We start from the raw sequence: 26,981 nt of genomic DNA, 5'->3' as shown, positions 1-26,981 counted from the left end.
AACCAATTCCGCGGTGGCTGCGCTCCGCCGCTGTACGAATCGAAGAACGTGGGATTGCGGTTGATCATCGCATACGGACTCATGTCGGCTGCGAACCCATCCGCGGTGTTGTTCAGCCAGTTCGGCGAGTTGGCCAAGGTTCGCTTGGCATGATCGACGCCGACTTTCAGCGTCTTCAGCCAGCCGGTGTCGAGCTCACGCGCGGCGTCGAGTCTGAAATTCCAGATCTTGTCCGTGGTCGGTGCCTGGTACGCGCCCTGGATGCCGCTGAACACGTAGTTGTTGATGTCGTTCGGATCGAAGCCGTTGTAGAAGCTGACGGTGAGCGGTCCGCCCGGATCCCGAGTCGCGTCGTACGTCAGCGAGGCGCCGGGCGCTCGGGTCGCAAAGGACACATACAGCTGTGTCGATTCCGTGCGCGCATGCCCGTATGACGCTTGACCGTCGAGCGTCCAAGAGCCCAGCGACAGCTTGGCGCCGAGCGCCGTCGATGTGAGGTTCTGCTCGTACTCGAAACGATTCGCCTGCATCCAGGCGAACACATTCCTGCCCGACCATGCCGTCTCGACGTTGTTGGCATCGAGCGTGATCGAATCTGTCGGCGAGACGCCGAGCGCGCCCGCGCCCGGATAGAAGTTCTGTCCTTGGTAGAAGTTGTACTTCTGCTCGAATCGCGAGATCAACGTATCTGCGCGTAACTCGAGTGTGTCGCTCACTTTGAACTGAAGCGCACTGACTGCACTCCAGCGCTTGTCCGTGCCGACGTTGTCGTTGGCACGCAGACCGAACACGCGATAGGCGGTGCCCGGCCCAGTGTAAGACGCATCTGCAAGCACGCCATCCGTCGCGGTGTTCTGAACGTCGAAGTCGCGCTCGTTGTAGTCCACACCGACCATCCAACCGAGGCGGTCATCCAGGAACGTGTCGGTGTAGAGCGCCGATGCGCGTGGCGTAATGCTGGTTCGCGCCTGTTCATCGTATGCGCCTTCGACGTTGAGGGCACCGCGCGACTGCCCATACTGCAGCGGCTGAACGGTCTGCATGTTGACGGTGGCGGCAAGACCGCTTTCCGGCATGTCGTCGGTCGGCGTCTTGTAGACGTCGACTCGCTGCGCGAAATTCGTGGGCAACACTTGGAAATCGAAAGCGCGGCTGCCCGAGCCTGATGGCACCTGGCGTCCGTTGTATAGCGTGTTGGTGAACTTCGGATCCAGACCGCGCACGCTGATGAATGCGCCATTGCCCAGCCGGCGGGTGATCTGCACACCGGTGATTCTCTGCAATGACTCGGCGAGATTCTGCTCGGGGAATTTGCCGATGTCCTCGGCCGAGATGCCGTCGCTGATCACGTCCGCCACGCGCTTGTTCTCGATCGCACGTTCGAGGCTGCCTGCGTAGCCGGTCACGACCACTTCTTCCAGTGCAGCCTGCGCTTCGGGCTTCGGCGTGGACGCAGCGGCGCCCGGCGGCTCGGCCGCCACAGCTGCAGCTCCGTGAATACCCGCTGAAACCAGCAGCACGCCACAGACGGCTGCTCTGATCGTACGCTCGCTCATCATTCCCCCGGCTGGCCTCTCAAGGGCCAATGTCATGGCAACTTCGGACCGCGATGCTTGCCAGCTCGACGATCCGGTGCGGACCCCCGAGCCAGTGTTCTTTGACTCTCTGGGAATCAGCATAGGGCGCGGGCTCGCGGCCGAGCTACCCGTCAATTTCAATGGGAACGCGCTTTTTTTGCCAGCACCGAGCGGCGTCGTCGGCCGCCAAATCTGCCGCAACCCAAATCTGTCAACTGAGACGCGCTATGACAAATCCCGTTGCCCCCTCAACTACATTGTCGTACCGAACAACTATAAGCCTCAGCCTATGCTGCCAGCTTCGCGCTCGATCGCCTCGTCACGTCCTTACGCCTGGGCGGTCACTGCACTCTTGACTCTGCTGCTCACGGGCTGCCGGTCCTCGACTCCCGACGATCCACGCTTCAGCTTGAGCGGCAGTATCAGTGGGCTCACCGTCAGTGGTCTGGTTCTCGCCAACGGCGGTGACACACTGAACGTCGCATCGGCAGCGACACAGTTCACGTTCCCGCGATCAGTTCGTTCCGGCGATGCGTATGCGGTGTCGGTGCAGAGTGCACCCGCTGGGCTCAGCTGCAGCGTGGCCAATGGCAGCGGCACGATGGGTAGCGCCAACGTCACCAATATCGCAGTGACGTGCGTAAACCGAAACTTCACGCTCGGTGGTTCCGTGAGCGGTCTTGCTAGCAGTGGCCTGACTCTCGCCTACGGCAGCGAGCTGCTTGCAGTGCCGGCGAACGCAACGAGCTTTGTGTTCACCACGCCCGCCGCCTTCGCAAGCGCGTATGCAGTAACGGTGGCCACACAGCCGCCTAGAACGTCATGCAACGTCAGCTCCGGAACAGGAACGATGCCTGCGGCCAACGTCACCGACGTCGCCGTCACTTGTTCTGTCGTTGCATTCACGCTGGGCGGCGACATCAGCGGCTTGAGCGCTGACGGTTTGGTGCTCGCCAACGGCAGCGATCGACTGTCGGTCGCTGCGAATGCCGCGACGTTCTCCATGCTCACCGACCTTGCTGCGGCGAGCGCGTACAACATCACCGTAGCGGCTCAACCCGCTGGCATGAACTGCAGCGTCACCGATGGCTCGGGCACGATTGCAGCGGCTGATGTGAGCAACGCGCAGGTTACGTGTGCCGCACGCCAGTGGGCCTGGGTTAAAGGCCCCAGCACCGTGGGTGGCAGTGGAACCTACGGCACCAAAGGCGTTGCATCGCCCGGCAATGTGCCGCCGCCACGTAACAGCGCTCACACCTGGATCGATGCTGCTGGCGACCTCTGGCTGTTCGGTGGCGCCGCCTTCGTTGCCGGTGAAGGCGATCTCAGCGATCTCTGGAAGTACGATCACACCACGCAGCAGTGGACTTGGATGCATGGCTCGAACACTACCAATGGCGCCGGCAACTATGGAACGCAGCTCGTTGCCGCGAGCAGCAACGAACCGCGCGCGCGACACGAGGGCGTTACCTGGATCGATTCGAATGGCAAGCTGTGGCTGTTCGGCGGTTACAGCGACGCTCCCGGCATCTTCGGATCGCTCAACGATCTGTGGCGTTACGACCCAACCACCAATGAATGGACCTGGATCGCCGGCTCCAGCACAGCCAATATCACCAGCAACTTTGGCGCGTTAGGCGTCGCCGCACCGGGCAACATGCCTGGCGCCAGACTGGGCGCGGTCAGCTGGCTCGATAGCACCGGCCGGTTTTGGATGTTCGGCGGCTTCGCCCATCCCGCCAATACCTACTTCAATGACATGTGGTCTTACGACCCAGTCACCGGCTGGTGGACCTGGGAAGGCGGATCGGACTCCGTCAACGTCGCGGGCAGCTATGGCACACGCGGTGTCGCAGCGACTGCCAACGCGCCTGGCGGACGAGTGAACGCCACGGGAGCAACCAATGGTGTGAATGAGTTGCTGCTATTCGCAGGCGCAGGCTTTGACTCCACCGGCGCCAATGGCGCGATGAACGATCTGTGGTCGTGGGACCTGACTACGCATCAATGGACTTGGTTGAGCGGTTCCAACACGAATTCCGTGGCCGGCGTCTATGGATCGCAAGGACTCTCGGCGGCGAGTAACGCGCCCGGCGCTCGTTACAGCTCAATCAGCTGGGTGGACAGCGACGGTCGCTACTGGATGTTCGGCGGCCACGGCGCCAATGACTCCGGCGCGTTCAGCGATATGAACGATCTGTGGCAGTACGACCCAGCCACTCATCAATGGACTTGGGTGAACGGCTCGGCTAGCGGTAACGCCCAGGGTGTCTATGGCACGGTGAACGTTCCGGCGCCCAACAACTCACCTGGCGGCCGTCTGCTGCCCTCCGGCTGGATCGACGCGAGCAATCGTCTCTGGCTATTCGGCGGCTACGGTTGGGATGGACACGGCGCACGCTACAAACTCAGCGATCTGTGGATGTACTAGCACGAGCCACTGCCAGAATCAGCACCAGCAAGCTGGCGAGCACGCCGACCAACGCAGCGCCTAGCAGCACCTGCGAATGTGCCCAGCCGGCGCTGAGCAGGATGCCAGCGAGCAAGGGACCCACGATGGCGCCGAGACGGCCGATTCCCAACGCCCAGCCGGTGGCCGTCGAACGCACATCCGCGGGATAGAGTATCGACGGCACGGCGTTGAGCGCGCCTTGGCAGCCGACCACGAAGAAGCCGGACAGGAACACGGTCGTCGCCAGCACTGCGAGGCTAGAGTGACTCAACGCCACGGCAGCGATACCGATCGCGCTCAATATATAGCCCGTGCACAGAACACGAACGAAACCAAAGCGGTCGACCAGCCAGCCGATGGACACGGCACCCAGCATGCCTGCGACACTGAATCCAGACGTTGCCAGCGCCGCCTTGGCGGGAGGCACCTGCGCGTCCTGAAGCAACGCCGGCAGCCAGCTGGGAAGCAAATAAACATTCATCAAGCTGGCGACGAACACACTCCACAACAGCACGGTCATGTAGACCCGGCCGCCGTCGAACAACTGCACGACCGGCAGCTGACGCTTCGCCGAGACGTCGCCCCAGATCACCTCACCCTGAGGAATGACGACTCGCGGGTACATACTGCGTAGCATCGTCAACGCTTGATGCTGGCCGTCAGCACGCTTGAGCATCGAGGGAATCGTCTCCGGCAGCGACGTGAGCAGCACCGGGCAGAACGTCAACGCCAAACCGCCGGCAACGTAGAACAGCCACCGCCAATCCAACTCCGGCAACAACAACGCCGCCAACACACCGCCTGTCGCCGCGCCCAAAGGAATGCCGACACCGACGACGGATATCAACTGCGCACGACGACGCTTCGGTGCGTACTGCGACAGTAGTGCCACTGTGTTAGGCAGCGCGCCGCCAACACATAACCCCGTCAGGAAGCGCAATACATAGAGCTGGCCCATCGACGTGGTAAAGCCTGTCGCGACAGTCAACAAGCCGAGCAGCACGGTCAACGCTATCAGCACGCGCCGCTGACCGAACACATCTCCGAGCGTGCCCAACGACAGTCCACCCAACATCATGCCGAACAGCCCGGTACTGAACACCGCACCAAGACTGGCTCGGGAAATGTTCCATTCGCGCGCCATATCCAAAGACACGAAGCTGATCACTTGCAGATCCAGACCGTCGAATGCCGCGATCAGAAACGCCAGGGTGAACACCGACAGCTGGGTGCGACCGATCGGCTGAGCATCGATCAGCGCTGACGCATCGATGCGGCCGGCGCCATCGATGACTACCTCACGCTCAGAGCCTGAAGATTCGTTCTGCATTGGTCTGGAAGAACTTCTTCTTGTCGGCCAGCGGAATGTTCATGCTGTCCAGAGCCCGCACTTCGTCGGCCTCGTACTCGTAGGGATAGTCCATCGCATACAGGACTCGATCGACACCGAGCTCCTGCTGTGCGAATCGAATCGCGGGCTCCCATCCATAGCCGCTGCTGGTGACGTAGACGTTTTCTTTCAAGTAGTCGCTGATCCGTCGCTGCAGCGGTTGCAGGCACTCGTAACGCTTCGAGCGCACCGTGACGCCGTGCATGTAATCGAGCCGATACATCCAGTAAGGCAAAGCTTCGCCCATGTGGCCGATGCACATCTGCAACTTGGGAAAGCGATCGAACACGCCGCTGGTCAGGATGCGCAGCATGTGCAATCCGGTTTCGACGCCGAAGCCGAACACAGCGCCATCCAGGCCCGCCTCCAGAAACGGTTTGATCATGGCCGGCGGCGGCGTCTGTGGATGCAGATACAGCGGCACCTGCAATTGTTCGCAGACCGCAAAGATGTCCCAGAACTTCGGATCGCTCAGATACTGGCCATGCGTATGCGAATTGAAGATCGCGCCTTTCATGCCGAGCTGGCTGACCGCGCGCTCGATTTCTTTGGCAGCGTTCGCCGGCTCCAGGGGCCCGAACGAGGCAACGGCGGCGAAACGATCGGGCCGCTGGCGGCAAGCCTCCGCCAGTTCATCGTTCGCAACTCGCGCCAACGAAGTAGCCGTCGCAGCGTCGAAGCATTGAACTCCCGGAGAGGTGAGACTGAGCACGGCCACGTCGATGCCGCACGCATCCATGTCTGCCAACCGACGCTCACCCAGATCCTGCAGGCGAGCAAACACCTGCTGCGCACGCTGCGAGGGGCTGGTGCTGTAGAACCCCCACAAGCTGTCGAAGCCTGGATCGCCGATGGTGCCGACCAGCTTCTGGAAGCGTTCAATGATATGCGTCGGTGCCCAGGCTTCCTCGGTGGCGATGCGTTTGTAGTCTGGATTTTTGGCGATTGCCATGATGTGTCTCCCTGCCTCGAGTCATGCTCGATGCATCTCAAGAGCCGCTGATTTCGAAAGCTGATCGCGGCACGTAAACAAAACCGTCCATCAGACGGCGCGCGGTGCCAGCCACACCCGAGCGACGCACCTCGAATTCTCCGGCAGCGTTACGAGCCATCTCTATTTGGAAATGAGAAACGCCAGAGGGATGTCCCAGGCGGACGATGCCGGAACGAATCGCGCGTGGCGCAACGACTTCATGCACGACGGTGCCTTCGATCATCGCCGCGGCGCTGACACAGATGCCGCCGGTCACCGCGTATGCCTTATGCATCGCGCCGAGCGCACGGGTGCGTGCAAGCAGATCGTAGTCATCGATTCCAAGCGAAGCTCCGGGAATCGTTACGTAAGGCTGCGGTGACGCGACGATGGCGACCTTCGGCACTGCCGGGCTGACACGATCGGCACTGGTTGCAAGCTTCATCAGCAGCGCGCCTTGTACGCGCAGCTCCTCCATGACGGCGAGAATTTCTGGCCGCCGTAGCGTGTCCGCAGGCATTTCGGTACCCGTCAAACCGATATCGCTGGCCTTGACGAAGATCGCCGGCGTGCTCACATCCACCAGACTGACGCGGACTGTGCGTCCGTCCGCCAGCTTCACACGATCAACCACGTTTCCTGTCGGCAGCAATTTGCCGGTCTTCGAGCCGCTGGAGTTGACGAAGTTGAGCGTGATGCGCGAGCCGGCGTGCGGTACACCGTCGATCTTGAAATCGCCCATGGTGCGCGCCCGCCCGTCTTTCACCGGCACGTCGGCTTCGATGATCTTCTGCGTATTGGTGTTGAAGATGCGAACGCGAGTTACCGGCTCGACCACCGGCACCAGCCCTTCATCGATGGCGAACGGCCCGACCGCTTGCGAGATGTTGCCGCAGTTACCTTCGTAGTCGATGTGGGCGCGGTCGAGCGACACGTAACCGACGGTGTAATCGACGTCGGCGTCGGGCCGCGACGAGCGAGACACGATTGCAAGCTTGCTGGTGATCGGATCGGCGCCGCCAAGGCCGTCAATCTGTCGTGGATCGGGACTGCCGAAGACCGCCAGGATGACCTGATCGCGCACCGCTGCATCCGAAGGCAGGTCGTGCGCCAGCAGGAAGACGCCCTTGCTCGTGCCGCCGCGAATGACCGCGGCTCGAATGAGTTCGTAGTCGTGCATTTCAGAACAGACCCAACACTCGCCACCACACCGAACCGATGCCTATCCAGATCAGGATGTGCAGTAACGAGGCGACCAGGCCGACGCTCCACCACTGCTTCACATCTGCGTAGCCGGCACCCCAATACACAGGCGACGGTCCACCGCCGTAGTGAGTAAGCGAGGCGCACAAGCTGGAAGAGAAAGCGAAGGCAAGCGCGGCCATATAGGGCGGCGCACCGGCCGCGACTGCGACCGTGAGGAACGGCACAAAAAATGCCGTCGCATGCGCGGCGAGGCTCGCGAACAGATAATGCGAATAGATATAAACGCAGACCAGGACGATGAGCGCCAGCGGCCATGACCAGCCGTCGACGTACTGGCCGACATGCGACGAGAACCAGGTCATCAGCCCGAGCTTGCTGAGCATGGTCGCCATGCCGACCAAGCCGCCAAACCAGATGAGCGCGTCCCAGGCAGCTCGCTCCTCCAGCACGTCCTGCCAAGAGATGGCGCCGAGCGCCAGCATCAAACACAACCCGAGCAGTGCCACAGCCGTAGCATTGAGATGAGTGATCGATCCGGTGATCCACAATACAAACGCCAGCAGGAAGACGCCAAGCACCACCCACTCTTCGCGCCGTACAGACCCCATACGCTGCAGCTCGTTGCGAGCTAGGGCCGCCGCCTCGGGAGTTTCGCGAATCGTCGGCCGGGTCAGGCGCAGGATCACGTAAGGCAGAATCAGCAGACTGATCGCGCCAGGCACAGATGCGGCGAGCGCCCAACCGCTCCAGGTGATGTCGATGCCGAGCGTTTTGCGGGTCAGCTCGGCGATCAGCGGGTTAGCGACCATCGACGTAAGAAACATCGCGCAAGTCACCGCGTGCACTTGGTACGCGCTCAGCATCAGAAAGCGGCCGATGCGGTCGGCACTCGGTCCCGGCTCCGATCCATAGGTCGTGGCGAGACTCTTCACCACCGGGAACAACACACCACCGGTGCGAGCAGCACCAGACGGAATGCCGGGAGCAAGCACCAGATCCGCAAGTCCCAGCGCATACGCAAGGCCGAGTGTCTTGTGCCCGAACGCGCGAATAAACAGGTATGCGACGCGACGGCCAAGACCAGTCTTGCTGAATGCCCGCGCGAACAAGAACGCCGCGACGATCAACCAGACCGTGGCGTTCGCATATCCGTTCAAGGCTTCCTCGATATGCAGCGTGCCTGTCACCGTCGAGAGCGTGACGCCAACCAGCACGACCGCGCCCATCGGCAATGGCTGAAGAATCAACCCGACGATGGTCGCGGCGAAGATGGCGAACAGTTGCCACGCCTTTGGATCGACGCCAACCGGCACCGGCGCGAACCAGATTCCAATCGCGACTGCGGCCGTCGCCAGGGCACGCAGCTGCCGGTGGTTCTTGACCTCGGCGTGCGAGATCCGGCTCGCATCGGCCCGCTCGACAGCGGACACCCAGCGTGCGTACGGCGCTTTTGCAAACATCAGTCGGTTACTGCTGCGGAGTGAACCGCTGCAGCCGCCCGCCGGGCGTCTGCGGTTTACCAGTCATCGTGGCGATCTTGCCGTCCCACGAGCGCGTGAAGTGCACTTCGCCCGTGTACATCGCCCCCTTCGAATCCAACGCCAGCCAGTTCAGATTATTGAACTGCCCGGCGTTGCGGCCCTTGTGCCCCAACTTGCCCAGCTCCGTGCCGCTGTCGCGATCCAGAATCCGGATCAGGCCGGATTCGCCGTCGGTGACGAACAGATGACGCTGCTTCGGGTCCTGCGACAGCGCGAGCGTCCAGGTCGCCTCGAAACCCAGTACCTTGGGCGCGACCGCGAATTCCTTGATGAACTTGCCCTGCTTGGTGAACACCTGCACGCGATAGTTCATTTGATCCGACACATAGACTTTGCCGTCGCGTGCAATCTCGATATCGCTCAGCCCGTTGAACTGCCGAGAGACCGGCACCGACGGATCGCGGGTCGCGGGAAACTTGATTGGCTCGGCTTCCTCGATCTTCGCCAGCGCGATGCCGTACGCACCCCAGCCGCGCTTGAATTTTCCGGTGTTCGCGTCGAACACCAGCACCCGCCGATTCAAGAATCCATCTGCCACGTACAGTTCGTCGGCGGCGTCATCGATACGCATCGCGCTGGTGGGACCTAAGCTCTTGGTATCTCGGTTGCTCAGTGGAGCGTTGGACGGCTGTCCGATTTGCAGCAGCAACTTGCCGTCCGCCGAAAACTTCAGCACATGACGGTCCCAAGGCTCCTGCTGTGTCGGATTGGGTGTGCCTGGCTCGGACGTCCACGGGCTGGCGACGCCCGCGATCCAAACGTTTCCTTTCTTATCAACCTGGATACCCCGCGGCGAGCGCGGCCACGCTGGCACGTAACCTGGCTTTCCCCAGGCTCGCAACACATTGCCACCGGCATCGAACTCGATCACCGACGGCGCGGGCACGCAGCACTCAGCCGTCGGCGGTTGAGTCGCAGCGTGTGCATTGTCGGAAGGCACACCTTCATTCAGCACCCAGATGTGTCCGTTACTATCGGTGCTGACGCCTCGGACCTGCCCCAGCACCCACTGGTTCGGCAACTCCTTCGGCCAGTACGGATCCACCCGGTACGACGCCGCGCCCTGTCCCCAAGCAATTGAACACACCGAGCACAGCGCCCCGATCAGGAATGCGGACCATCTGCTCATCTACTTCTCCAGGACGAAGCGCTGCAGCCGGTTGTTGTATTTGACTTCGCCGACGTAGAGAGAGCCGCGAGAGTCGACCGCCACCGGCAGCGGCGTATCGAACTGCCCGGCGTTACGGCCTTGGCGCCCCACCGTGCTGACCTGCACGCCGCGGTCGCGATCGAAGATGCGCACCGTGTTGTTGCTGCCGTCCGATACCAGCAGATACTTCTGTTGCGGATCGCGCGAGAACGTCATGCCCAAAGTGGTGCCCGGACCAGAGAGTGTTTCTCGGGCAACGAAAAACTCCTTGATGAACTTGCCGGCCTTGGTGAATACCTGCACTCGCGCGCTGCCCTTGTCGCTGACATACACGAGGCCATCGTTGGCAATGCGCACGGTCTCGACCTTGAACTGTTTGGCGGGCACCGTGGGGTCGTATTTGTGGCTGGAGTTCTTCTTGTTATCGATCTCGCTCAGCGCAATACCGTAGGCGCCCCAGCCGCGCTTGAACGCACCGGTCTGCGAGTCGTACACGACGATTCGTTTGTTCACATTGCCGTCGGCGATGTACACCTCCTGTGCTTCATCGTCGACCGTGATGCCGGTGGGACCGCCGAGCAACGCCGTGTTCTGATTGTCGGGCTCCACTTTCTCCGCGCGGCCGCCGTCGCCGATGAATTCCCCGATCTTCAGCAACACCTTCTTGCCGTCGGAAGAGAATTTCAGTGCGTGCCGGTCCGGTGCATGATTGCCGGTGATCCACACATTCTTTTGTTTATCCACCCAGAAGCCGTGCACGGCCTCGGGCCAATCCGGCGTGTGGCCGTGGCCGCCCCACGCCTGCACCACTTTGCCGGACGCATCGAACTCGATGACTTCGGGAGCCGGGATACAACACTCGGAGATCGGCGGATCCTGGGCCAATCCCATGTCCGAGTGATCGACGAATTTCGGCGAGTGCGCATGCGGATGATCCATGGTCGAGGAGTGATGCAACACCCAGACATGATCCTGCTGGTCGACCACGATGCCTTCGACGTGCCCTAGCATCCAGTTGTTGGGCAAGTTCTCCGGCCAGAAGGGATCGACCTGGTAGCGCGGCGCTGTCGACGTCGGCGGTTGAGACTCTGCTCGAGCTGGTGCGTGCAGCCACCAGCCCAGCAGACCGACCAACAGACCGACGTGTGCCGTCAGCGCCGTGCTCGCTCTAATCATTTGCATCCCCCACGAACGCGATCGTTACGCCGTCACTTCCAGTAGTAAGCGAAGCGCACGCCATACGTTCGCGGCTCGGCGGGGGTGTACTTCATCACTGTGGTGCCGCTCTGGAACGCGGACACGTACTGCTTGTCCGCCAGGTTCTTGCCCCACAGTCTCACATCCCACTTGTCGTGGAACGGTGCCCAACCGATCGATGCGTTGATCAGCGAATACGGATCCTGCGTATTCAGATCCTGAGTGTCGTAGTGAGTACCGCTGTGATAGGTGTACGCGGCATTCAGCGAGAACTCGCCGGCACTCATCGGAATCACATAGTTCACGCTCGCCGTGCCCATGAACTTCTCCGACCACTGCAGCTGCTCGCCGCTCACGTCGCCGGACGTGATGGTGTAGATGTTCTGCGCCGGTACCGGCACATAAACGAGGGCATTGCGGTACTCGGTGTACTTCGGATCCAGAATCTGGAAGCCCGCACTGAAGGTCAGATCCCGGATCGGCCGGTACGTCAGATCCATGTCGATGCCCTTGATGCGGCTCTCGGCGGCATTGCGCTGATTCTGCGAGCCGTTGGCAAAAGCGGACACGATGACGTTGCTCAAGTCGTACAGGAATGCCGATGCATTCAATCGCAGCGTGTGACCGAAGAAGTCCGACTTCATGCCGATCTCATAAGCCTTGAGCGTCACCGGCTCGAGCGGCGGCCGATTGGCATCGTTGGTGATCGAATAGAAGGCGCTCTGGAAGCCGGTGGAGAACGTGAAATAAGCGAGTGTGTCCTCGGCCACATCGTGTTCCACGGACACCTTGTACGTCGGCTTGCTCCAGGTGTCGCTCGGCACGGGATTGTCCGCGCCGGTGGTTCCCGGCGTGATGACGTACACGTTGGGATTCGCAATGGTGTTCTGGCTGCCATAGCCTTCGACGCTGCGATGATCTCTCGTGTAACGCACACCGAGCGTCAGACGGGTATCTTCGAAGACCGGCGCCGTCGCTTCAGCAAAGGCCGAGTAGGACTCTGTTTCCTGCTTGGTGCGCGAACGACGGTTGCGCAGTCCGGCGGACGTCAACCGATAGTCATTCTTCTCGTAGTAGCCCGAGTTGTCGAACAACAGGAACACGCCGCCGACCCAACGAATCGTCGAGGACTCGGGCGAGGTGATCTGGAATTCCTGGGTAAACGTCTTGTTGAATTTGTAACCGAGATTACTGGTTCTCAGGCCGTCGATCTGACCCACTTGCGGCGTGTTCACCAGGAACGGCACATCGAACGGATCCGGTCCATCGAGTTCTTCCGGAGCCCGGCGCAACGCGGAGATGCTGGTGAACGTGGTCCAGTCCCAGTCGAGCTGCAGATTCACGCTGGTGCCGTACTGTGTGCTCAGGTTGGTGGGTTCATTGGGAAGGTACGTGTCGTAAAAGCCGCCGACGTGACGAGGGCCGACCTGCACGAAGTCATAAACGCCGCGCACGCTGCCATTGCCCGACTCGGCCGACACTGCGCGCCCGTAGTCGCTGATCCAAGTCAACTTGGTGCGGTCGTTGGGCGTCCACACCCACTTGCTACGCACCGAATATTTGTAGCTGGTATGAACGTCCTTGCCGGTGTAGAGGTCTTTGCCCCAGCCCTCGCGCTGATCTTCACCGACCAAGGCAATATCAGCGGCCAGGTTCTCGGTGATGCCGGTCGTGCCGTACAGGCTGCCGCTCCAGGTGTCGTAGTTGCCGTAGCCGAGCGCCACATCGAGCCGCGGCTCATGCGTAGGATCTTTGGTGACGTAGGAGACGACACCGCCGGTGGCATTACGGCCGAACAACGTTCCTTGCGGCCCCTTGATGACCTCGATGCGCTCCAGGTTGTTCAAGATGGATTGGTTGATGGTCGGGTTCACGTAGTACACGCCGTCGATGTACGTGCTCACCGGCGCTTCCTGCCAGGGACCGGAGCTTTGCAAACCCAAGCCGCGCAGGAACGGATACGCAGCGCCGCTGATCTTTTGGATCTGGAATCCTGGGACGGCCTGCGCCAGATCCGAAACGGTCTCGATCTGCCGCGACTCCAGTGCGCTCGCATCCAACGCGGTGACGGTGAGCGCGACTTTCTGCGAGTCTTCGCTGCGCTTCTGCGATGTCACAACGACGGTTTCCAAGCCGTTGAAAGATTCCGCTTCGTCCTTCGACTGCGCTGACACGGTGTGCGAACCGAAGCCGAGCGTCGTCACGACGCTGGCCATCACCAATCCAACATAGCGGCTCATTGCATATCCCCCGAGTGGTTACGAGTAGTTATCTGTGTGCCGTTACATTGCATCAACTGTTCGAGCAGCGGAAATGACGTTTCTGGATGCCTTTGATAATGGTGCGTTATGCAATCGAGCCTGCGTCGATAAGGAGTACGCATGAGCCCACTCAGCTTGTTTCTATTGAAGCAGACGTGATGCGCGGGGAGCGCACGTCTTCCTGCACGCAGACCGCGGCAGGAGAAATAAAACAAGCCCGAGCGCGATTGCCGCGCTCGAGCTAAAGACATCGAATCAGTGCGACACCAGGTCCAGCGCCTTGTAGTAGTACGAAGAATCGTAGAACTTCTCAGCAGGCGGCGGCGAGCCCTGCCATGAACCTTGAACCTCGGCGCGCAACTTCAGGAAGTTCTGCAACGCCGGCACCTCCAAACGAATGTCCTTGGTCAGCTCGCCCGGCCCGTTGACCATCTCGCGATAGACGTCTTCGGCCATGGCATCGGTGGTGCCTTCCGGGCTGGTCTTCAGAATGAACGCAACCACCTTCTGCTTGTTGGCAGGCAACAGGATCCAACGTTGCGCCTCGATCTCCGCGGCGATGTAGCGAGTCAACACATCCGCATTGTCACGAGCCCAGGAACGCCGCACGAACACGCCGTGATAAGTGACCGGACCAACCACATCCAGGCTGTTGCCCAAGCTGATGAAACCTTCCTGCTTCGCCAACAACGACTGAGCGCCGGCGAGCATCGCGGCGGCGTACTGCTTGTCTTCGCGCATCGCTTTCAATCGATTCGCACCCACGACCTTCAGCGTATAGTCCTTGGGCTTCAGGCCACCCGCGAGCAGCATCTTCTTGAGCACGAGTGCCGCCTGCATGTCCGTCGAGTCGACCGCGATGGTCTTGCCGCGCAGATCCTTGATCGAACGAATGCCCGGCTGCGCCACCAGCTCTTGTCCCGCCAGGCTCGAACCCGTGACGATGACCGCGTCGACGCCCTGCAGCGTGGCCGCGATGCCATTGTCCAAGCCGCCATCGACGACATCGATTTCGCCTTTGCCGAGCCGCACATTCATCGCGGCGCCGGTGCCGGAATCTTCTTTCTGGATCTTGATGCCGTGCTTTTCGAAAAAGCCCTGCTGTTGCGCGACCCGGAAGGTAATCGTGCCGCCTTCGGTGCGCAGCGTTTGCAGTCCTTCGGCCGCCCCCAGCGTCGGCATCAGCAATGCCAGCATTGCAGCCGCGGCGGGTACGGTGCTGGCTATCGATCGTGCATACATCGTCATGTTTCTAGAACTCCAACGATCTTTGTTTGGTTGAGACCGGATCAGCGCCGCTGCGCCCAGCCGATGCCGTCGATACCGTCGAACGCTTTCTTGCCGGTACCGGTGGGAATGCGGCCAACCACCGTGTACGACTTCAGGTCGATGATGGTGACCTCGGCCTCGCCCTGCGAGGCGGTGTAGGCGAACGAATTGTCCGGCGACACCACGACACCGTGAATCTGCGTGCCCACGTTTGGAATTCGCTTGATGACGCTGCGAGTTTTGGTGTCGAGCACCGCCACTTCACCGGCACGGCTCGGCACCAGCGCCCGCTTGCCATCGGGCGTGATGGTGATACGCAGCGGCTCTTCGAAGTTCAGCGGCACTGTCTTCACTACCTTACGAGTAGCGACATCGATGACCGCGACCGTGGCGTCGCCGCCATTCACGATCCAGACTTCCTTCTCATCCGCGCTGAGCGCGATGCCCTCGGCGCCGGGGCCGGTGGGAATCAAAGTCACATTCCAAGGCAAGGGCCGCTCGCCTTCAGCGATGTGATCGAACTTGGGATCCCAAGGCGCCAGCATCGCCGCGTTGTCCGAGCCGATGTTCGCGGTGAAGATTTTCTGACCGTCCTGAGTGACGACCAACTCGTGGACGCGGTTCTGGCCGACGCCAGCGATCCAATCCACCAGATCGTGCTTGGGATCGTAACGGCCGACGGTCTTGTTACCTTCCAGAGTGAAGTACACCTTGCCGGCGGCGTACCAGATGCCGTGCGGATTGGCGCCGGCACCGACTTTGATGGTGCGCACTTCCTTCTGCGCCTCCAGGTCGACCACCGAAATCGTATCGGACGGCAGTGGATCTGGATCCGCGTCGGTGCGGGTCAGGCCAGGATAGTTCTTCGCATCGGTGCCACGCAGCGCGTTGCTCGTGTACGCCGTCTTGCCATCGGGCGACACGGCGATGTTGTGTGGCTGGCCGCTCAACGGAATGCGGGCGACGATTTTTCTCGCGGCGGGATCGACGATGATCAACGCGTTCTCGCCAGGGTTCTTGCCCTGCCCCGCGACCAACACGGCTTGCGCCGGCGTTGGTGCACCCAGCGCGCCCGACGAACTCAGCATCGCGACAGCAGACGCCAGCGCCAACGACCACCCAGAAACTTTTCTCAACGTCATTTCATATCCCCTGCGAAAATTGACAGCGCATTGTTCGGATCGTGTCGGGTCACTTGGCATCGTTGGGGCAGCCGTGCGCCGGCCGCAGCCCGCCGACGCAGGTGTTGAGATCGGCGAACAAATCCTTCTCTTTCGCCAGCAAAGCATCGGAGAAGCGCACAGCATGGAAGCCGCCGTCGAAGCTGCTGAACCAGACTTCCTTGGCGCCATTGGCAAAGAACGGATGGGCGGTGCCGTCGGCCGAGTGGAACTTCGTGGCTTTGGACACGGTGCCGGAGACATCACGGAACGTCTGATACGGCGACGCCGCGCGCGGAGCATTGCCGACCGCGGGCGGCTTGTAGTACGCGATCTCGCGCGGCCGCTTCACATCGCGAATATCGAATACTCGAATGCCGCCTTCGGTGAAGGCGCAAACCATCATCTTCGAGTTCTGATAATTGTCGACATCGCAGATCAGCGGCGAATAGCCATGGCTGTAGACCGGATCGTGAGCCGTGGCCAAGCAGTTCTTCGGATCGTGGACTTCCAACTTGACCGCCGACACGCGCTTCGGGCGAATCGCATCTTCGATATCGAAGATGCTCACGAAGCCCCACGCCGCCTTGCCAGCGCGGCACGCATCTTCAGGGCTGTCGACTGGACGAGTGAAGCGCACACCGGTGTGCAACTTCGCATCGCTCGCGATCACACCGTCGAGACGGTTCTCCCACAGGTACTTCTTGCCCTTGATGACCATGGGACGCAGGAACTGGTTGTGAACGATGTCGTCCCAGAACACTTGATCGCCGACCGGCTTGATGGTCGGGTTGGGCTTGCGCGCTTGCACTTCGCTCACGTCCAACACGCCGATGCCCTGATTTGGCGAAGGCACGATGCGGCCGTTCACGCGCTTATATTTGTGTTCGCCGATGGTGTAGTACGCAGTCTTGCCGTCGTCGGTGACCGAGATGCCGTGAAAGCGCTGGATGCGCTCCGGATCCGGTGCACGATAAGTGGCGAGCACCTTCGGCTGAGTGGGATCGGTGATGTCGAGCGCCGAGATGGTGTCGCCCTGCTCCGGATCCTCATCGCGCAACACCGGTCCGGTGGTGCCCCACAGAATGGTGCCGTCCGGCGAGAAATCGCCGCCGTGGAAGATGTAGCCGGGAATGATGCCGCTGAACTTCAGCTTCGGCTTGAGGCAGTCCGACACGTCATAGATGTCGAGCGTGCTGCCCTGCTCGCCGCTCTTGTTGAGGTGCTGGCCGATGAGCAGCTTGCGATTCAAATCCAGCGACAACGATTCCGCCGGCTGCATCATGCCAGGCGTACGCAGATAGCCTGCCGCCTTGGGTTTGTTCGGATCGGACACGTCCACGATCATCACGCCCGGATTTTTCAACACCGACACCAACGGCAGCGGCACCTGCCACTGCGCGACGTAGGCGCACTTGTCGATGATGGCAAAGCCCGCGCCGGCGCCTTCGCCGACGTAGTTGCCCATCAATTCGAGATTGCAGTTGTACGCGCGTGCCGAATCGGAACCGAAGCGCTCCGCGAGCGTGGTCTGTCCTTGCAGGCCTGACTCCTGTCGATCTTTAGGTCCGCACACCGCACGCGTCGCGACTGGACCGAAGCCCTGCGACGGCACAGCTGCCGGCGTCGCGGACGACACCGCACAGATGCCCAGAACCGCCGCCAGAGCTTGCCGATAAGAAAATGACATTGTTCTAGATCTCCTCGAAATTAATCAGAGCGGCGCTCGATCAGTACCGATAGCCGAATTCGATACCGTAGGTCCGCGGCGGCGCAGGGTTCATGTACATCACCGGCGTGTTGGCAAACAGCGTGGACACATATTTCTGGTTCAAGAGATTGTTGGACCACAGCTTCACGTCCCAAGGCGCACCGGGCCGTGTCCACTTCACCGACGTATTCACGACTGTGTATGCAGGCTGCGCCAGCAAGCCCTGCGCGTCGTAATGCGCACCGCTGTGATAGTTGCCGATGGCGCTCAGCGAGAAATCGCCGATGCCGGTTGCCAGTTCGTAGTTGACGCTGAGCGATGCGGAGAACTTCTCCGAGTACGCGATCTGATTACCAGTCGCATCGCCAACGAACGCCACGAACGTGCCGTTGTTGTTGGGGTTGGGCCGGTAGAAGGTCGCGTTCCGATAGTCCGTGTACTTCGGCTCGGTGTAGCCAGCGCCCGCGGTGATCGTCAGATGGTCGATGGGTACGATGCTGACATCCATGTCGACACCTTTGTACTCCGCCGACGCGGCATTGGATGTGATGCGGACGTTGTCGATGTTCTGACTGACCAGCAGGTCGTGCATCTTGTAATGGAACACCGAAGTGTTCACACGCATGCGGTTGTCCCACAGATCGGCCTTCACACCGACCTCGAACGCATCCAGCGTCTGCGGATCCACCGGCCCTTCGTTCACGCTGCTGCTGATGTTGTACGAGCCGCTCTGAAAACCGCGGGTGTACGACGCATAGCCCATGACTTTGTCGGTGATGTCACGATCGAGCACGACTGTGTACGTCGGCTCCTTCCAGGTCTTGCTCGGCTCCGGGTTGGAAACAATCGAGCTTCCCGGAACGAGCACGCCCGCCAAGGTATAGGTGTTGCCGTCCACTTCGCGACGGTCGCTGGTGTAACGGAAGCCCAGCGTCAGGCGCGTGGCGTCGGAGAATAGCGGCGTGGTGATCTGACCGAAGCCCGCATAGGACTCGGTCTTCTGACTCGCATCGGTGTAGACCGCCGTGCCGGTGATGGGAACGCGATAGGCGAGATTGTCGATCTCGTCGTCGAGCACGAACACGCCGGCGATCCACTTGAGCTTGGCAGACGCGGGCGATTTCAGCTGCAATTCCTGAGTGATGGTACGCGTGTCGACGTTCTGTAGCGCATTCAGTGTGAAGCCCGACGTCGCCTGGCCCTGCGCTGGATTCTGCGGGTTGTAAGGGAAGGCCGCGGGACGCGTGGCGTTCTTCTCGACCTTGCTATAGCTCAGGCCGGTGATGCTGACGATCTCGGCCCAGTCGAGTTCGTGATTCACCGTCAGGGCGCCGCCGTACTTGGTGACATCGAGCAAGCCGATGTCTGGCAGATACGAATCCCAGAACCCACCCATGTGCGCCGGCCCGATGTTCACGAACGAGTACACGCCGTTGATGGTCGCGGGACCGAGAATCGGCGGCTCGGTGTGTTCGTAATCGCCAGTCAGCGTGAGCGTAGTGTTGTCGCCGGGGGTGAAGACCCACTTGGTGCGCACCGCCGCTTCTTCGCCATAGTGCAGTTTGCCGCCGTCATAGAGGTTCGTGCCCCAGCCATCGCTCTGCTTCTGCGCGTAGACGGCGATATCCGCGGCGATGTTCGGTCCGATGCCGGTCGCACCGTAGAACTTGCCGCTCACCGTATCGAAGTTGCCGTAGCCGACTGCGACGTCGAAGGTCGGCGTCTGCGACGGAGCCTTGGTGGTGATCGACACGACACCCCCGAGCGCGTTCCGGCCGAACAGCGTGCCCTGCGGCCCCTTGAGCACTTCCACCCGCTCGATGTTGTTGAACGAAAACACCGACGCCTGGTTGTTAGCCGAGTAGACACCGTCGACGTAGATATTCACGCCCGACTCCACCCACGGGCCGTTGCTGTAGTTGGTGATACCGCGCAACGTGAACTGGGGATTGCTGAACGCGAAGGAGTACTGCAGCCCTGGGACGGCCTGCACCAGCGTCGACAGATCGACGATCTGCATCTTGTCCATCATGCTGGCGCTGACCGCGGCAATGGCGATCGGCACGCTTTGCAGGTTCTCTTCGCGCTTCTGCGCGGTGACGACGACTTCCTCCAGACCCGATGAGGATTGAGCCGCAGCCTGGGTGGGCCCATGCAAAGCCAGGGTCGCCATGCCGGCCACCACTGTGAATCTGTTTCTCATACCGTCCCCCCAGAAACTCTCGACTCTATTTGACAACACTGCAGAGCGAGCGCGGAAATGATGTTTGCGCATCGCTGAAATAGGATTCGCTTATGGTGCAGTCGGCACGATGGCGGCGTCGGGCCGGTCGGCATCATCTGTATCGGCGCGTCATTCCTCCCGCAGCACGAAGCGCAGCGAGGCCGCGCATATGGCGGTGAGCAACAACACGCCGCCCATGGTCAGCAACCCTGCATTGAACGAGCCGGTGGCATCCTTCATCCAACCCATCATGTATGGCCCGGCGAAGCCGCCGAGCATGCCGATGGAGTTGATGAATGCGATACCACCCGCAGCGGCGCTGCCGACGAGGAAGCGCGGTGGCAGTGTCCAGAAAATCGTTCTCGCGGAAGACACGCCGACCAACGCAAACGTCAGCGCGAGCAGACTCGGCATCAGATCCGAGAAGACCACGGAGCCGACCAAGCCCGCGACCGCAAGCAGACAACTCACTGTGAGATGGAAGACACGATTCTTGCCTCGGTCCACATAGCGGGCCCACAACAGCATGCCGACGCCAGCAGCGAAGTACGGCGGCGCCGAGAGCAAGCCGACTTCCAGATTCGACAGACCGTGGCCTTTCAAGATCAGCGGCAGCCAGATGCCGATGCCATACGCGCCCAAGGTGAAGCCGAACTGGATGGCCGTCAGGAACACCACGCGAATGTCTTTGAGCGCCGAGAGAAAGTCATGTTTGGGACGATCTCTGCGTTCGTTCGCGAGCGCGTCGAGCAGCGCACCGCGTTCGCCGTCCGTCAACCACGTCGCATCGCGCGGATGATCGACGAGCACGCGATACGCGATGACACCGAGCACGACGGCCGGTGCGCCTTCGATCACAAACATCCACTGCCAACCGGACAGGCCGAGAAAGCCATTCATCTCCAGCAGCACGCCGGCCAGCGGCCCGCCAATCAACGACGCCGCCGGGATGCCGAGCAAGAACCAAGCGAGCACGCGAGTTCGGTACTGCGCCGGGAACCACGTCGACAGGTACATCAACACGCCGGGAAAGAAGCCGGCCTCGGCCGCGCCGAGCAACAGACGCAGCCAGTACAGACTGTTCGGCCCGATCGCCAGTGCCGTGGCGCTGGCGGCGATGCCCCACGTGATCATGATGCGACTCAACCACAGCCTCGCGCCGACCCGAGCCATGATCAGATTGCTCGGCACTTCCAGCAGCGAGTAGCTAATGATGGTCAGCCCGGCTGCCCATCCGAACTGACTGGCCGTCAGCCCGAGATCGACATTCATGGTGATGCCGGCGTAGGCGATGCTGTTGCGATCGAGGTGGTTGACGACGTACGCCACCGCCAGCAACACCACCATGCGCCAGGCGTTCTTTCTGCAGGCACTCTGCAGCAGTTCGTCTTGAGTCGAAAGCAACGCCGCGTGAGTCACTGCCATGAGATGCCTTGGGGATTCAATACGCGAGTCGGATCAGGCCACAGAGCCCCAGGTCGCATCGGGCACGGCGCTCAAATGCATCGGCTTCTTACCACGCCGCAGTGTATCGGACAGCCACGCACGCGAGCGTGCCTCGACGCGAGTCAGCTGCGTCGTAGCGAGATCGACGAACGCTTGGGTCGCTGCCGAAATCGGTTCGGTGCGACCGTGCACCACACAGTAGTCGATTGCAATCTCTTCGCCGGCAATGGGATTGAAGCGAATGCCGCTGCGCTTGGAGTGGTTGTACGCCGCCGCCGCCGGCAGCAACGCAACCCAATCCGATTGCGCCACGAACTCCAGCGCTCCCACCAATCCATCGAGTTCGATCAATCGCGCCGGCACGATACGCCCGGTACGCAACGGTTCTTCCAGCGCGCGATGGATGGCGCGGCAGCTCACTGAAGGGACCACGATCTTGAAGTGAGGTGCGGCATCCATAGCGATGGGGTGCGCCGACTCGAAGCCGGCACGCGGCCCAGAGGCCAGCACCAATCGGTCGGAGAAAATCCGCCGATAGCTCACCGCCGCCGAATCCGACGGCTGCGTCATCACCGCAAGGTCCAGCTCGCGCGATTCGATCTGCGCCAGCAAGACACTTTCGCTGTCAGCTTCGAACACTCGCAGGTCGATCTCGGGAAACTCCTCGACATACTGGGTCAGCACCGACGCCAGGATGGCTTTGCTCAACGACGGCGGAATGCCGATGGAAACCCGACCGCGCGCGGATTTGCCCAATGAGCGGATCTCCTGCGCGGCGCTGTTCAGATCATGCAGGATTTTGAGCGCTCGCGGATATAGACGGCGCCCCGCGACAGTCGGCGTCACCGACCGTGCATTACGATCGAACAACGCAGTGCCGACATTCGCCTCGAGCGCGGCGATCTGCACACTCACGCCCGGTTGCGTGGCATTAAGCCGTTGCGCAGCCTTGGTGAAGTTCGCCTCTTCGTAAGCGGCGATGAAAGTCTTCAAGTGATGCATGTCCATCGACGGGCCTCGTCTGCAACTATCTGGCGCGTTTGACGTACTGCAATCCCTTGCCTTTCAAGCGCTCGCGCATGCCGTAGATATCCACTCCGACTTCGCCGGCGGCCAGGCGTGCACGAATCTCTTCTTCACGCCGCTCGCGTTCGCGCGCGCGGTCCAAAACCTGCTCGGCCTCTTCTCGGCGCACCACCACCACGCCATCGCCGTCGCCGACGATCAGATCGCCGGCATGGATGAGTTGGCCGGCGCACACCAGCGGGCAATTGATATCGCCGAGCGTCTCCTTGACCGTGGCCTGCGCGGAAATCGTGCGCGACCAAACGGGAAACTGCATTTTTCTGAGTGTGGCTGCGTCCCGCACACCAGCGTCGATGACCAAGCCACGCACACCGCAGGACATGAGCTTGCCCGCGATCAGATCGCCGATGTAACCGTCGCCGCAGGGACTGGTCGGACTGACGACCAGGATGTCGCCGGGCTGACAGATTTCGGTGGCGACGTGAATCATCCAGTTGTCGCCGGCCGAGACCTGGACGGTGACGGCAGTGCCAACCGCGCGCAAATCCAGATCGAGCGGACGCATGTAGGAGGCGAGCAGGCCCTTGCGGCCTTGCGCATCGTGCACCGTGGCTACGCCGAGCGATTGGAATCCCGCTACGACATGGGCAGCAACACGATCGATTTCAGTAACGACAACCGCCACGAATCCCCCGACTAGATGCTTTCTTATGCGTCGGGAGTGTAGTGCGTTGCTGAGTCCACGCCAGTTCGAAGCTTGCCCATCGCGATTCGTTTTTGCTATACCCCTCACCTCATGGACAGCGATCACAACTTCCGCCATCTGCAAGTGGTCGCCGCGGTGGCCAAATACGGCGGCGTGCATCGCGCGGCTGAACGCATCAATCTGTCGCAGCCCGCGATCAGCCAAGCCATCGCCGGCGTGGAACGCGCTGTCGGCGAAGCACTGTTCGACCGTGTCGCCAGCGGCATGATTCCAACCGAAGCCGGGCGCTGCTTTGCCAAGCGGATCGATCAAGCGCTCGACTATCTGCGAACCGGCGGGCAAGCCATTGCTCCACGCAAACCCGGCCGCGGCAATGCTTCGCCATTGCGCGACCGACCGCCCACAACGGTGCAGTTACGAGCATTGATCGAAGTGATCGAGCGAGGCGGCTACGCGCCTGCAGCTCGCCAGCTCGGCATCACGCAGCCGAGCATTCACCGAGCGATTCGAGATTTGGAACAGGTGGCCAAGCGCAAGCTGTTTCAACCGTCGCCGTTCGGCGCGGCGCCGACCACCGAGGCGCTGATTCTGTCGCGCTGGGCGAACCTGGCGTTTCGAGAAATCGCGCTCGGTCTGGACGACATGAGCGAGCTGCGCGGCCTACGCAACGGCAGTTTGAACATCGGCGCGCTGCCTCTGGTGCGCACGTCAATTCTTCCCGCCGCAGTGACTCGGCTGCTGGCCCAGTTTCCGGATGCCAGGATCAAGATTCTCGATGGCGCGTACGCCGAGCTGCTGAACCACTTGCAACACGGCCGGATCGATCTGATCGTCGGTGCGCTTCGCCAGCCGGCGCCCGCGAATGATTTGTGTCAGGAAGAACTGTTTCAGGAACCGCTGTCCATAGTGGTGCGCGCCGGTCATCCGCTGTTGGCTGGCGGCACACCCGACCCCGGTCAGCTGGTTGCACTGGAATGGATCGCTCCTCACGAATCGACGCCGGCGCGAGCCAACTTCGCCGAGTTCTTCCGACGCCACGGCTACCCGATGCCGAAGCGGATCATCGAGTGCAGCTCGTTCATCACCATGCGCGATCTGCTGGTACGAAGCGACCGGGTCGCGCTGCTGTCGTCCAGCCAGATTCATTACGAAGCGCTGGCCGGCGAACTGGCCATCGCCGTGGACGCGCTGCCCGGCACCGAACGTCCCATCGGGATCTGCACGCGGCTCGGCTGGTCGCCGACCAAGGTGCAATCTTCATTCCTGTCGCTGGTGCGTGAACTGGCGCAGACCGCGCCGGACGTCAACCGAGCGGCAGCGTCAGGATCCAGAGTCCCAGCATCGTATAAGTGACCATCAAGATCAGCAGCGGCACCTGACTGAGTAGTGTGTTGCCGCGGCCGGGGAAGCTGCGCAGCGCCTCGAAGTGCGCGAGAACTACGCTCACGACATGCCCCAACAGAACGACACCGACCTGCGTGTGCCACACGATGCCCATCTCCAACGCACCCGTCGGCGGAGCATCCGGCGACGTCAGTAACGGTGGCAAGACGTCGATGCCGACCAACGATCCTAGCAGCGAAGGCAGCTCGCGGAACTGCACGATCAGGAACGTGTAGTAGTGCGCGAAGTGATACACGAACGCGATGGGCACCAGCGAGTAACAGAACTGCAGCGCCAGTGACCGCAGCGACAGCGATGAACGCGTGATCAACTTCGCGAGCAGCAGGGTCGCGTAATAGAAAATCAAATACAGAAACGGGAACAGCAGCAGCCCAGCTTTGCGATACACCAGGAACAGGTCCATCAGCAGCGCCTGGGCTTTGCCGAGGTCGTCGCCCCATAGAGGCTGCAGCAGTCCCAGCATGTTTTTCCAGAAGAACGCCGTCCACAGCTGCGTGTCGTAGATGCCGTCGTACGCGGTCGAGGACAGCATGAACAGCACGAACAACAACACGCTCATGTGCTTGGGCTGTTCGCTCAGCAGCCCTGAGAACGGCCGCCGCAGCCGCACCTCGCGAATCTGCTCACCGCCATCACTGTCGTAGGCGACCGGTGCCATCTTGCCGACGATGCTAAAGAACACGCTGAAGAAATCGGCCTGTTCGAACCAGTCTCGCTTGCCGAACACAACCACGCCGAGCAAGGTCACGGCGCTGTAGATCAGCAGCAGATTCGACAGAGCCAGCGGTGTCTGCACCACGAACAGTTCGGTCCAGACCAGCCAGAGATAGAACCCGAAAGCCGGCCAACAACCCAGCCATTGTGGATAACGCATCCGTGCCTTCGATAACGGCACACCGATCCGTTCGAGCCCACCGATTATCGTCAGCCACGGATTCACGAACGGATACAGATCGCCGACCAGCACCGTGAGGTAACCCCAGCCGAGCAGGAACACCACCCAGAACAGCGGCAACGAGACGTTGGCGAGCGGATCCTCGCTGCCAACGAAGCCCGCGGCAATGGTGATCGATAGGCAGGCCAACGCAGCAACACGCAAGACAATCAACAGCCGACGCCCAGCCGCACGCATGCCGGGACCGACCTCGAGCGGCCTGGATCGCGCGCTTGATTCGTCCGATGCAGGACGGCTTGCGAACACGCCGAGCACGGCGAAGGTGACGATGAGCGTGGCCGCGCAGCCGTACACGTACATCCAGTACGGGATGGGCAACAAATAAGGCGTGCTGAAGGAATGCGCCAGCGCGATCGCCGGCAGCAACAAGATCAAACTCGCCAGCGCGCCCCGCCGCAGCCACCACTCCATCATCGAGGCTGCACTTCCAGTATGGCCATATGGATCATCAGGTTCTGCGGATCGTGCCAGTGGATGGGGAACGCGCCGGCAGTGGTCGCGGGGAATGTCAGCATCACCTCGCTCCCCTGCACGAGCGGCACGCTGCGATCGTACACATGCACGTGCAACGAGCCCGGCTGCGTCGATGTCGCCACGAGTGTGATCGTGTCGCCCTGCCTGGCCTTGAACACCGGCACGCCGCTCTGCGCCGCCTGCGTCAGGGTGTCCGAATCGGCGGAGATATCGATGCGGAACGTATGCGCTTCCGGCGCACGCGCCGCTTCGTCATCCGATGCCTTGCGCAACAGCGGATACATGGCGCCCAACAGCACCAACGCCAGCGTGATGTAGAGAGCAGCGGCAATACTCCGACTCGGTCGCGCTTGTTCTACTGCCATCATGAAATCGTCGCCATCGGTTGATCGGCTCAAGGACAGCCGTGCTTCGGCCGGAGTCCTCCATAACAGGTCTCCGGCTCGGCGAACAGCTCCTTCTCCTTCGCCAGCAGCGCCGCCGAGAAGCGCAGCACCTGGAAGCCATTGTCGAAACTGGTGAACCAGATTTCCTTGCCGCCTCTGGCAAAGCCGGGGTAGATCACGCCATCGGCGGTATGGAACTTCGTGGCACGCGAGGTGATGCCCGGCACATCGCGAAACGTCTGATACGGCGAGGCTGCGCGCGGCGCATTGCCTACGGCCGGCGGCTTGTAGTACGCGATCTCGCGAGGCTTCTTCACATCGCGGACATCGAAGACGCGCACGCCGCCTTCAGCAAAGCCGCACACCATCTTCTTGGCATCCTGATAGTTGTCCGGCTCGCAATACAACGGCGAATAACCGTGACCGAACACCGGATCGTGCGCAGTCGCGAGACAGTTCTTCGGCTCGTGTAC

19 protein-coding genes and 1 pseudogene are annotated in these 26,981 nt (G+C 61.3%); 2 read left to right on the top strand and 18 right to left on the bottom strand.

Features of this window, described 5'->3' with window-relative positions; all coding sequences use genetic code 11:
• Positions 1-1,556 (bottom strand): TonB-dependent receptor plug domain-containing protein (locus JNL55_RS08530; protein WP_293851991.1); only part of this gene is annotated, 1,556 nt, incomplete at its 3' end.
• 310 nt (positions 1,557-1,866) lie between these two features.
• On the opposite strand from JNL55_RS08530, the gene JNL55_RS08525 reads away from it, so the two are divergent.
• Positions 1,867-4,008, top strand: coding sequence for a kelch repeat-containing protein (locus JNL55_RS08525; RefSeq protein WP_293851988.1), 2,142 nt, complete (start codon positions 1,867-1,869; stop codon positions 4,006-4,008).
• On the opposite strand, the gene JNL55_RS08520 is transcribed toward JNL55_RS08525, so the two are convergent.
• From JNL55_RS08520 to JNL55_RS08455, 14 genes are all read right to left on the bottom strand, one after another.
• Entirely contained in the window at positions 3,986-5,359 is a 1,374-nt protein-coding gene (locus JNL55_RS08520; RefSeq protein WP_293851986.1) for an MFS transporter, read from the bottom strand. The genes JNL55_RS08525 and JNL55_RS08520 overlap by 23 nt on opposite strands.
• Positions 5,334-6,371: an amidohydrolase family protein gene (locus tag JNL55_RS08515; RefSeq protein ID WP_293851983.1), complete on the bottom strand. Its 1,038-nt coding sequence runs from the start codon at positions 6,369-6,371 to the stop codon at positions 5,334-5,336. The genes JNL55_RS08520 and JNL55_RS08515 overlap by 26 nt, the downstream gene beginning before the upstream one ends.
• A gap of 37 nt (positions 6,372-6,408) precedes the next feature.
• Complete coding sequence (locus JNL55_RS08510; protein ID WP_293851980.1) at positions 6,409-7,572, bottom strand: 2-methylaconitate cis-trans isomerase PrpF family protein; 1,164 nt, start codon at positions 7,570-7,572, stop codon at positions 6,409-6,411.
• Between the two features lies 1 nt (position 7,573).
• Positions 7,574-9,058 (bottom strand): anion permease, encoded by a 1,485-nt coding sequence (locus JNL55_RS08505; protein ID WP_293851977.1) that lies wholly within the window; start codon positions 9,056-9,058, stop codon positions 7,574-7,576.
• A 7-nt stretch (positions 9,059-9,065) separates the two neighbouring features.
• Positions 9,066-10,268: a hypothetical protein gene (locus JNL55_RS08500; RefSeq protein ID WP_293851975.1), complete on the bottom strand. Its 1,203-nt coding sequence runs from the start codon at positions 10,266-10,268 to the stop codon at positions 9,066-9,068.
• A complete protein-coding gene (locus tag JNL55_RS08495) occupies positions 10,269-11,465 on the bottom strand; it encodes a hypothetical protein (RefSeq protein ID WP_293851972.1) in 1,197 nt (398 codons plus the stop codon). It abuts the gene before it with no gap.
• 32 nt (positions 11,466-11,497) lie between these two features.
• Positions 11,498-13,726: a TonB-dependent receptor gene (locus tag JNL55_RS08490; RefSeq protein WP_293851970.1), complete on the bottom strand. Its 2,229-nt coding sequence runs from the start codon at positions 13,724-13,726 to the stop codon at positions 11,498-11,500.
• Between the two features lie 276 nt (positions 13,727-14,002).
• A complete protein-coding gene (locus JNL55_RS08485; RefSeq protein ID WP_293851968.1) occupies positions 14,003-14,989 on the bottom strand; it encodes an ABC transporter substrate-binding protein in 987 nt (328 codons plus the stop codon).
• Positions 14,990-15,036: 47 nt separating this feature from the next.
• Positions 15,037-16,158, bottom strand: a complete 1,122-nt coding sequence (locus JNL55_RS08480; RefSeq protein ID WP_293851966.1) for a YncE family protein — start codon at positions 16,156-16,158, stop codon at positions 15,037-15,039.
• Between the two features lie 49 nt (positions 16,159-16,207).
• A complete protein-coding gene (locus tag JNL55_RS08475; protein ID WP_293851965.1) occupies positions 16,208-17,866 on the bottom strand; it encodes an LVIVD repeat-containing protein in 1,659 nt (552 codons plus the stop codon).
• A gap of 40 nt (positions 17,867-17,906) precedes the next feature.
• On the bottom strand, positions 17,907-20,090 hold the full coding sequence (locus tag JNL55_RS08470; RefSeq protein WP_293851962.1) for a TonB-dependent receptor: 2,184 nt from the start codon (positions 20,088-20,090) through the stop codon (positions 17,907-17,909).
• A 150-nt stretch (positions 20,091-20,240) separates the two neighbouring features.
• Positions 20,241-21,536, bottom strand: coding sequence for an MFS transporter (locus JNL55_RS08465; protein ID WP_293851959.1), 1,296 nt, complete (start codon positions 21,534-21,536; stop codon positions 20,241-20,243).
• Between the two features lie 33 nt (positions 21,537-21,569).
• The gene (locus JNL55_RS08460) at positions 21,570-22,565 is read right to left on the bottom strand and encodes a LysR family transcriptional regulator (RefSeq protein WP_293851957.1); all 996 of its coding nucleotides are present in this window, start codon (positions 22,563-22,565) and stop codon (positions 21,570-21,572) included.
• A 19-nt stretch (positions 22,566-22,584) separates the two neighbouring features.
• On the bottom strand, positions 22,585-23,268 hold the full coding sequence (locus tag JNL55_RS08455) for a 4-carboxy-4-hydroxy-2-oxoadipate aldolase/oxaloacetate decarboxylase (protein ID WP_293851954.1): 684 nt from the start codon (positions 23,266-23,268) through the stop codon (positions 22,585-22,587).
• Between the two features lie 111 nt (positions 23,269-23,379).
• On the opposite strand from JNL55_RS08455, the gene JNL55_RS08450 reads away from it, so the two are divergent.
• Positions 23,380-24,642, top strand: a complete 1,263-nt coding sequence (locus JNL55_RS08450) for a LysR family transcriptional regulator (RefSeq protein ID WP_293851951.1) — start codon at positions 23,380-23,382, stop codon at positions 24,640-24,642.
• Here the strand turns inward: JNL55_RS08450 and JNL55_RS08445 are convergent.
• The 3 genes and pseudogenes from JNL55_RS08445 to JNL55_RS08435 all read right to left on the bottom strand — a co-directional run.
• Entirely contained in the window at positions 24,593-26,062 is a 1,470-nt protein-coding gene (locus tag JNL55_RS08445) for a hypothetical protein (RefSeq protein ID WP_293851948.1), read from the bottom strand. The two genes, JNL55_RS08450 and JNL55_RS08445, sit on opposite strands and share 50 nt — an antisense overlap.
• Positions 26,059-26,520: a hypothetical protein gene (locus JNL55_RS08440; protein ID WP_293851945.1), complete on the bottom strand. Its 462-nt coding sequence runs from the start codon at positions 26,518-26,520 to the stop codon at positions 26,059-26,061. The genes JNL55_RS08445 and JNL55_RS08440 overlap by 4 nt, the downstream gene beginning before the upstream one ends.
• Positions 26,517-26,981 (bottom strand): annotated as a pseudogene (locus JNL55_RS08435) (hypothetical protein); the annotation flags it as partial. The pseudogene JNL55_RS08435 and the gene JNL55_RS08440, both read right to left, overlap by 4 nt.

The organism is Steroidobacter sp. (genome assembly GCF_016790065.1).
Lineage (GTDB): Bacteria > Pseudomonadota > Gammaproteobacteria > Steroidobacterales > Steroidobacteraceae > Steroidobacter.
The sequence above is the reverse complement of the archived record's forward strand: the minus strand, read 5'-3'. Positions and strand labels throughout refer to the sequence as shown.

What these genes read in the sequence shown, in the direction of transcription:
- JNL55_RS08525 (WP_293851988.1), top strand. Translation starts at nt 1,867, where the DNA reads ATGCTGCCAGCTTCGCGCTCGATCGCCTCGTCACGTCCTTACGCCTGG.
- JNL55_RS08520 (WP_293851986.1), bottom strand. Translation starts at nt 5,359, where the DNA reads ATGCAGAACGAATCTTCAGGCTCTGAGCGTGAGGTAGTCATCGATGGC.
- JNL55_RS08515 (WP_293851983.1), bottom strand. Translation starts at nt 6,371, where the DNA reads ATGGCAATCGCCAAAAATCCAGACTACAAACGCATCGCCACCGAGGAA.
- JNL55_RS08510 (WP_293851980.1), bottom strand. Translation starts at nt 7,572, where the DNA reads ATGCACGACTACGAACTCATTCGAGCCGCGGTCATTCGCGGCGGCACG.
- JNL55_RS08505 (WP_293851977.1), bottom strand. Translation starts at nt 9,058, where the DNA reads ATGTTTGCAAAAGCGCCGTACGCACGCTGGGTGTCCGCTGTCGAGCGG.
- JNL55_RS08500 (WP_293851975.1), bottom strand. Translation starts at nt 10,268, where the DNA reads ATGAGCAGATGGTCCGCATTCCTGATCGGGGCGCTGTGCTCGGTGTGT.
- JNL55_RS08495 (WP_293851972.1), bottom strand. Translation starts at nt 11,465, where the DNA reads ATGATTAGAGCGAGCACGGCGCTGACGGCACACGTCGGTCTGTTGGTC.
- JNL55_RS08490 (WP_293851970.1), bottom strand. Translation starts at nt 13,726, where the DNA reads ATGAGCCGCTATGTTGGATTGGTGATGGCCAGCGTCGTGACGACGCTC.
- JNL55_RS08485 (WP_293851968.1), bottom strand. Translation starts at nt 14,989, where the DNA reads ATGTATGCACGATCGATAGCCAGCACCGTACCCGCCGCGGCTGCAATG.
- JNL55_RS08480 (WP_293851966.1), bottom strand. Translation starts at nt 16,158, where the DNA reads ATGACGTTGAGAAAAGTTTCTGGGTGGTCGTTGGCGCTGGCGTCTGCT.
- JNL55_RS08475 (WP_293851965.1), bottom strand. Translation starts at nt 17,866, where the DNA reads ATGTCATTTTCTTATCGGCAAGCTCTGGCGGCGGTTCTGGGCATCTGT.
- JNL55_RS08470 (WP_293851962.1), bottom strand. Translation starts at nt 20,090, where the DNA reads ATGAGAAACAGATTCACAGTGGTGGCCGGCATGGCGACCCTGGCTTTG.
- JNL55_RS08465 (WP_293851959.1), bottom strand. Translation starts at nt 21,536, where the DNA reads ATGGCAGTGACTCACGCGGCGTTGCTTTCGACTCAAGACGAACTGCTG.
- JNL55_RS08460 (WP_293851957.1), bottom strand. Translation starts at nt 22,565, where the DNA reads ATGGACATGCATCACTTGAAGACTTTCATCGCCGCTTACGAAGAGGCG.
- JNL55_RS08450 (WP_293851951.1), top strand. Translation starts at nt 23,380, where the DNA reads ATGGACAGCGATCACAACTTCCGCCATCTGCAAGTGGTCGCCGCGGTG.
- JNL55_RS08445 (WP_293851948.1), bottom strand. Translation starts at nt 26,062, where the DNA reads ATGATGGAGTGGTGGCTGCGGCGGGGCGCGCTGGCGAGTTTGATCTTG.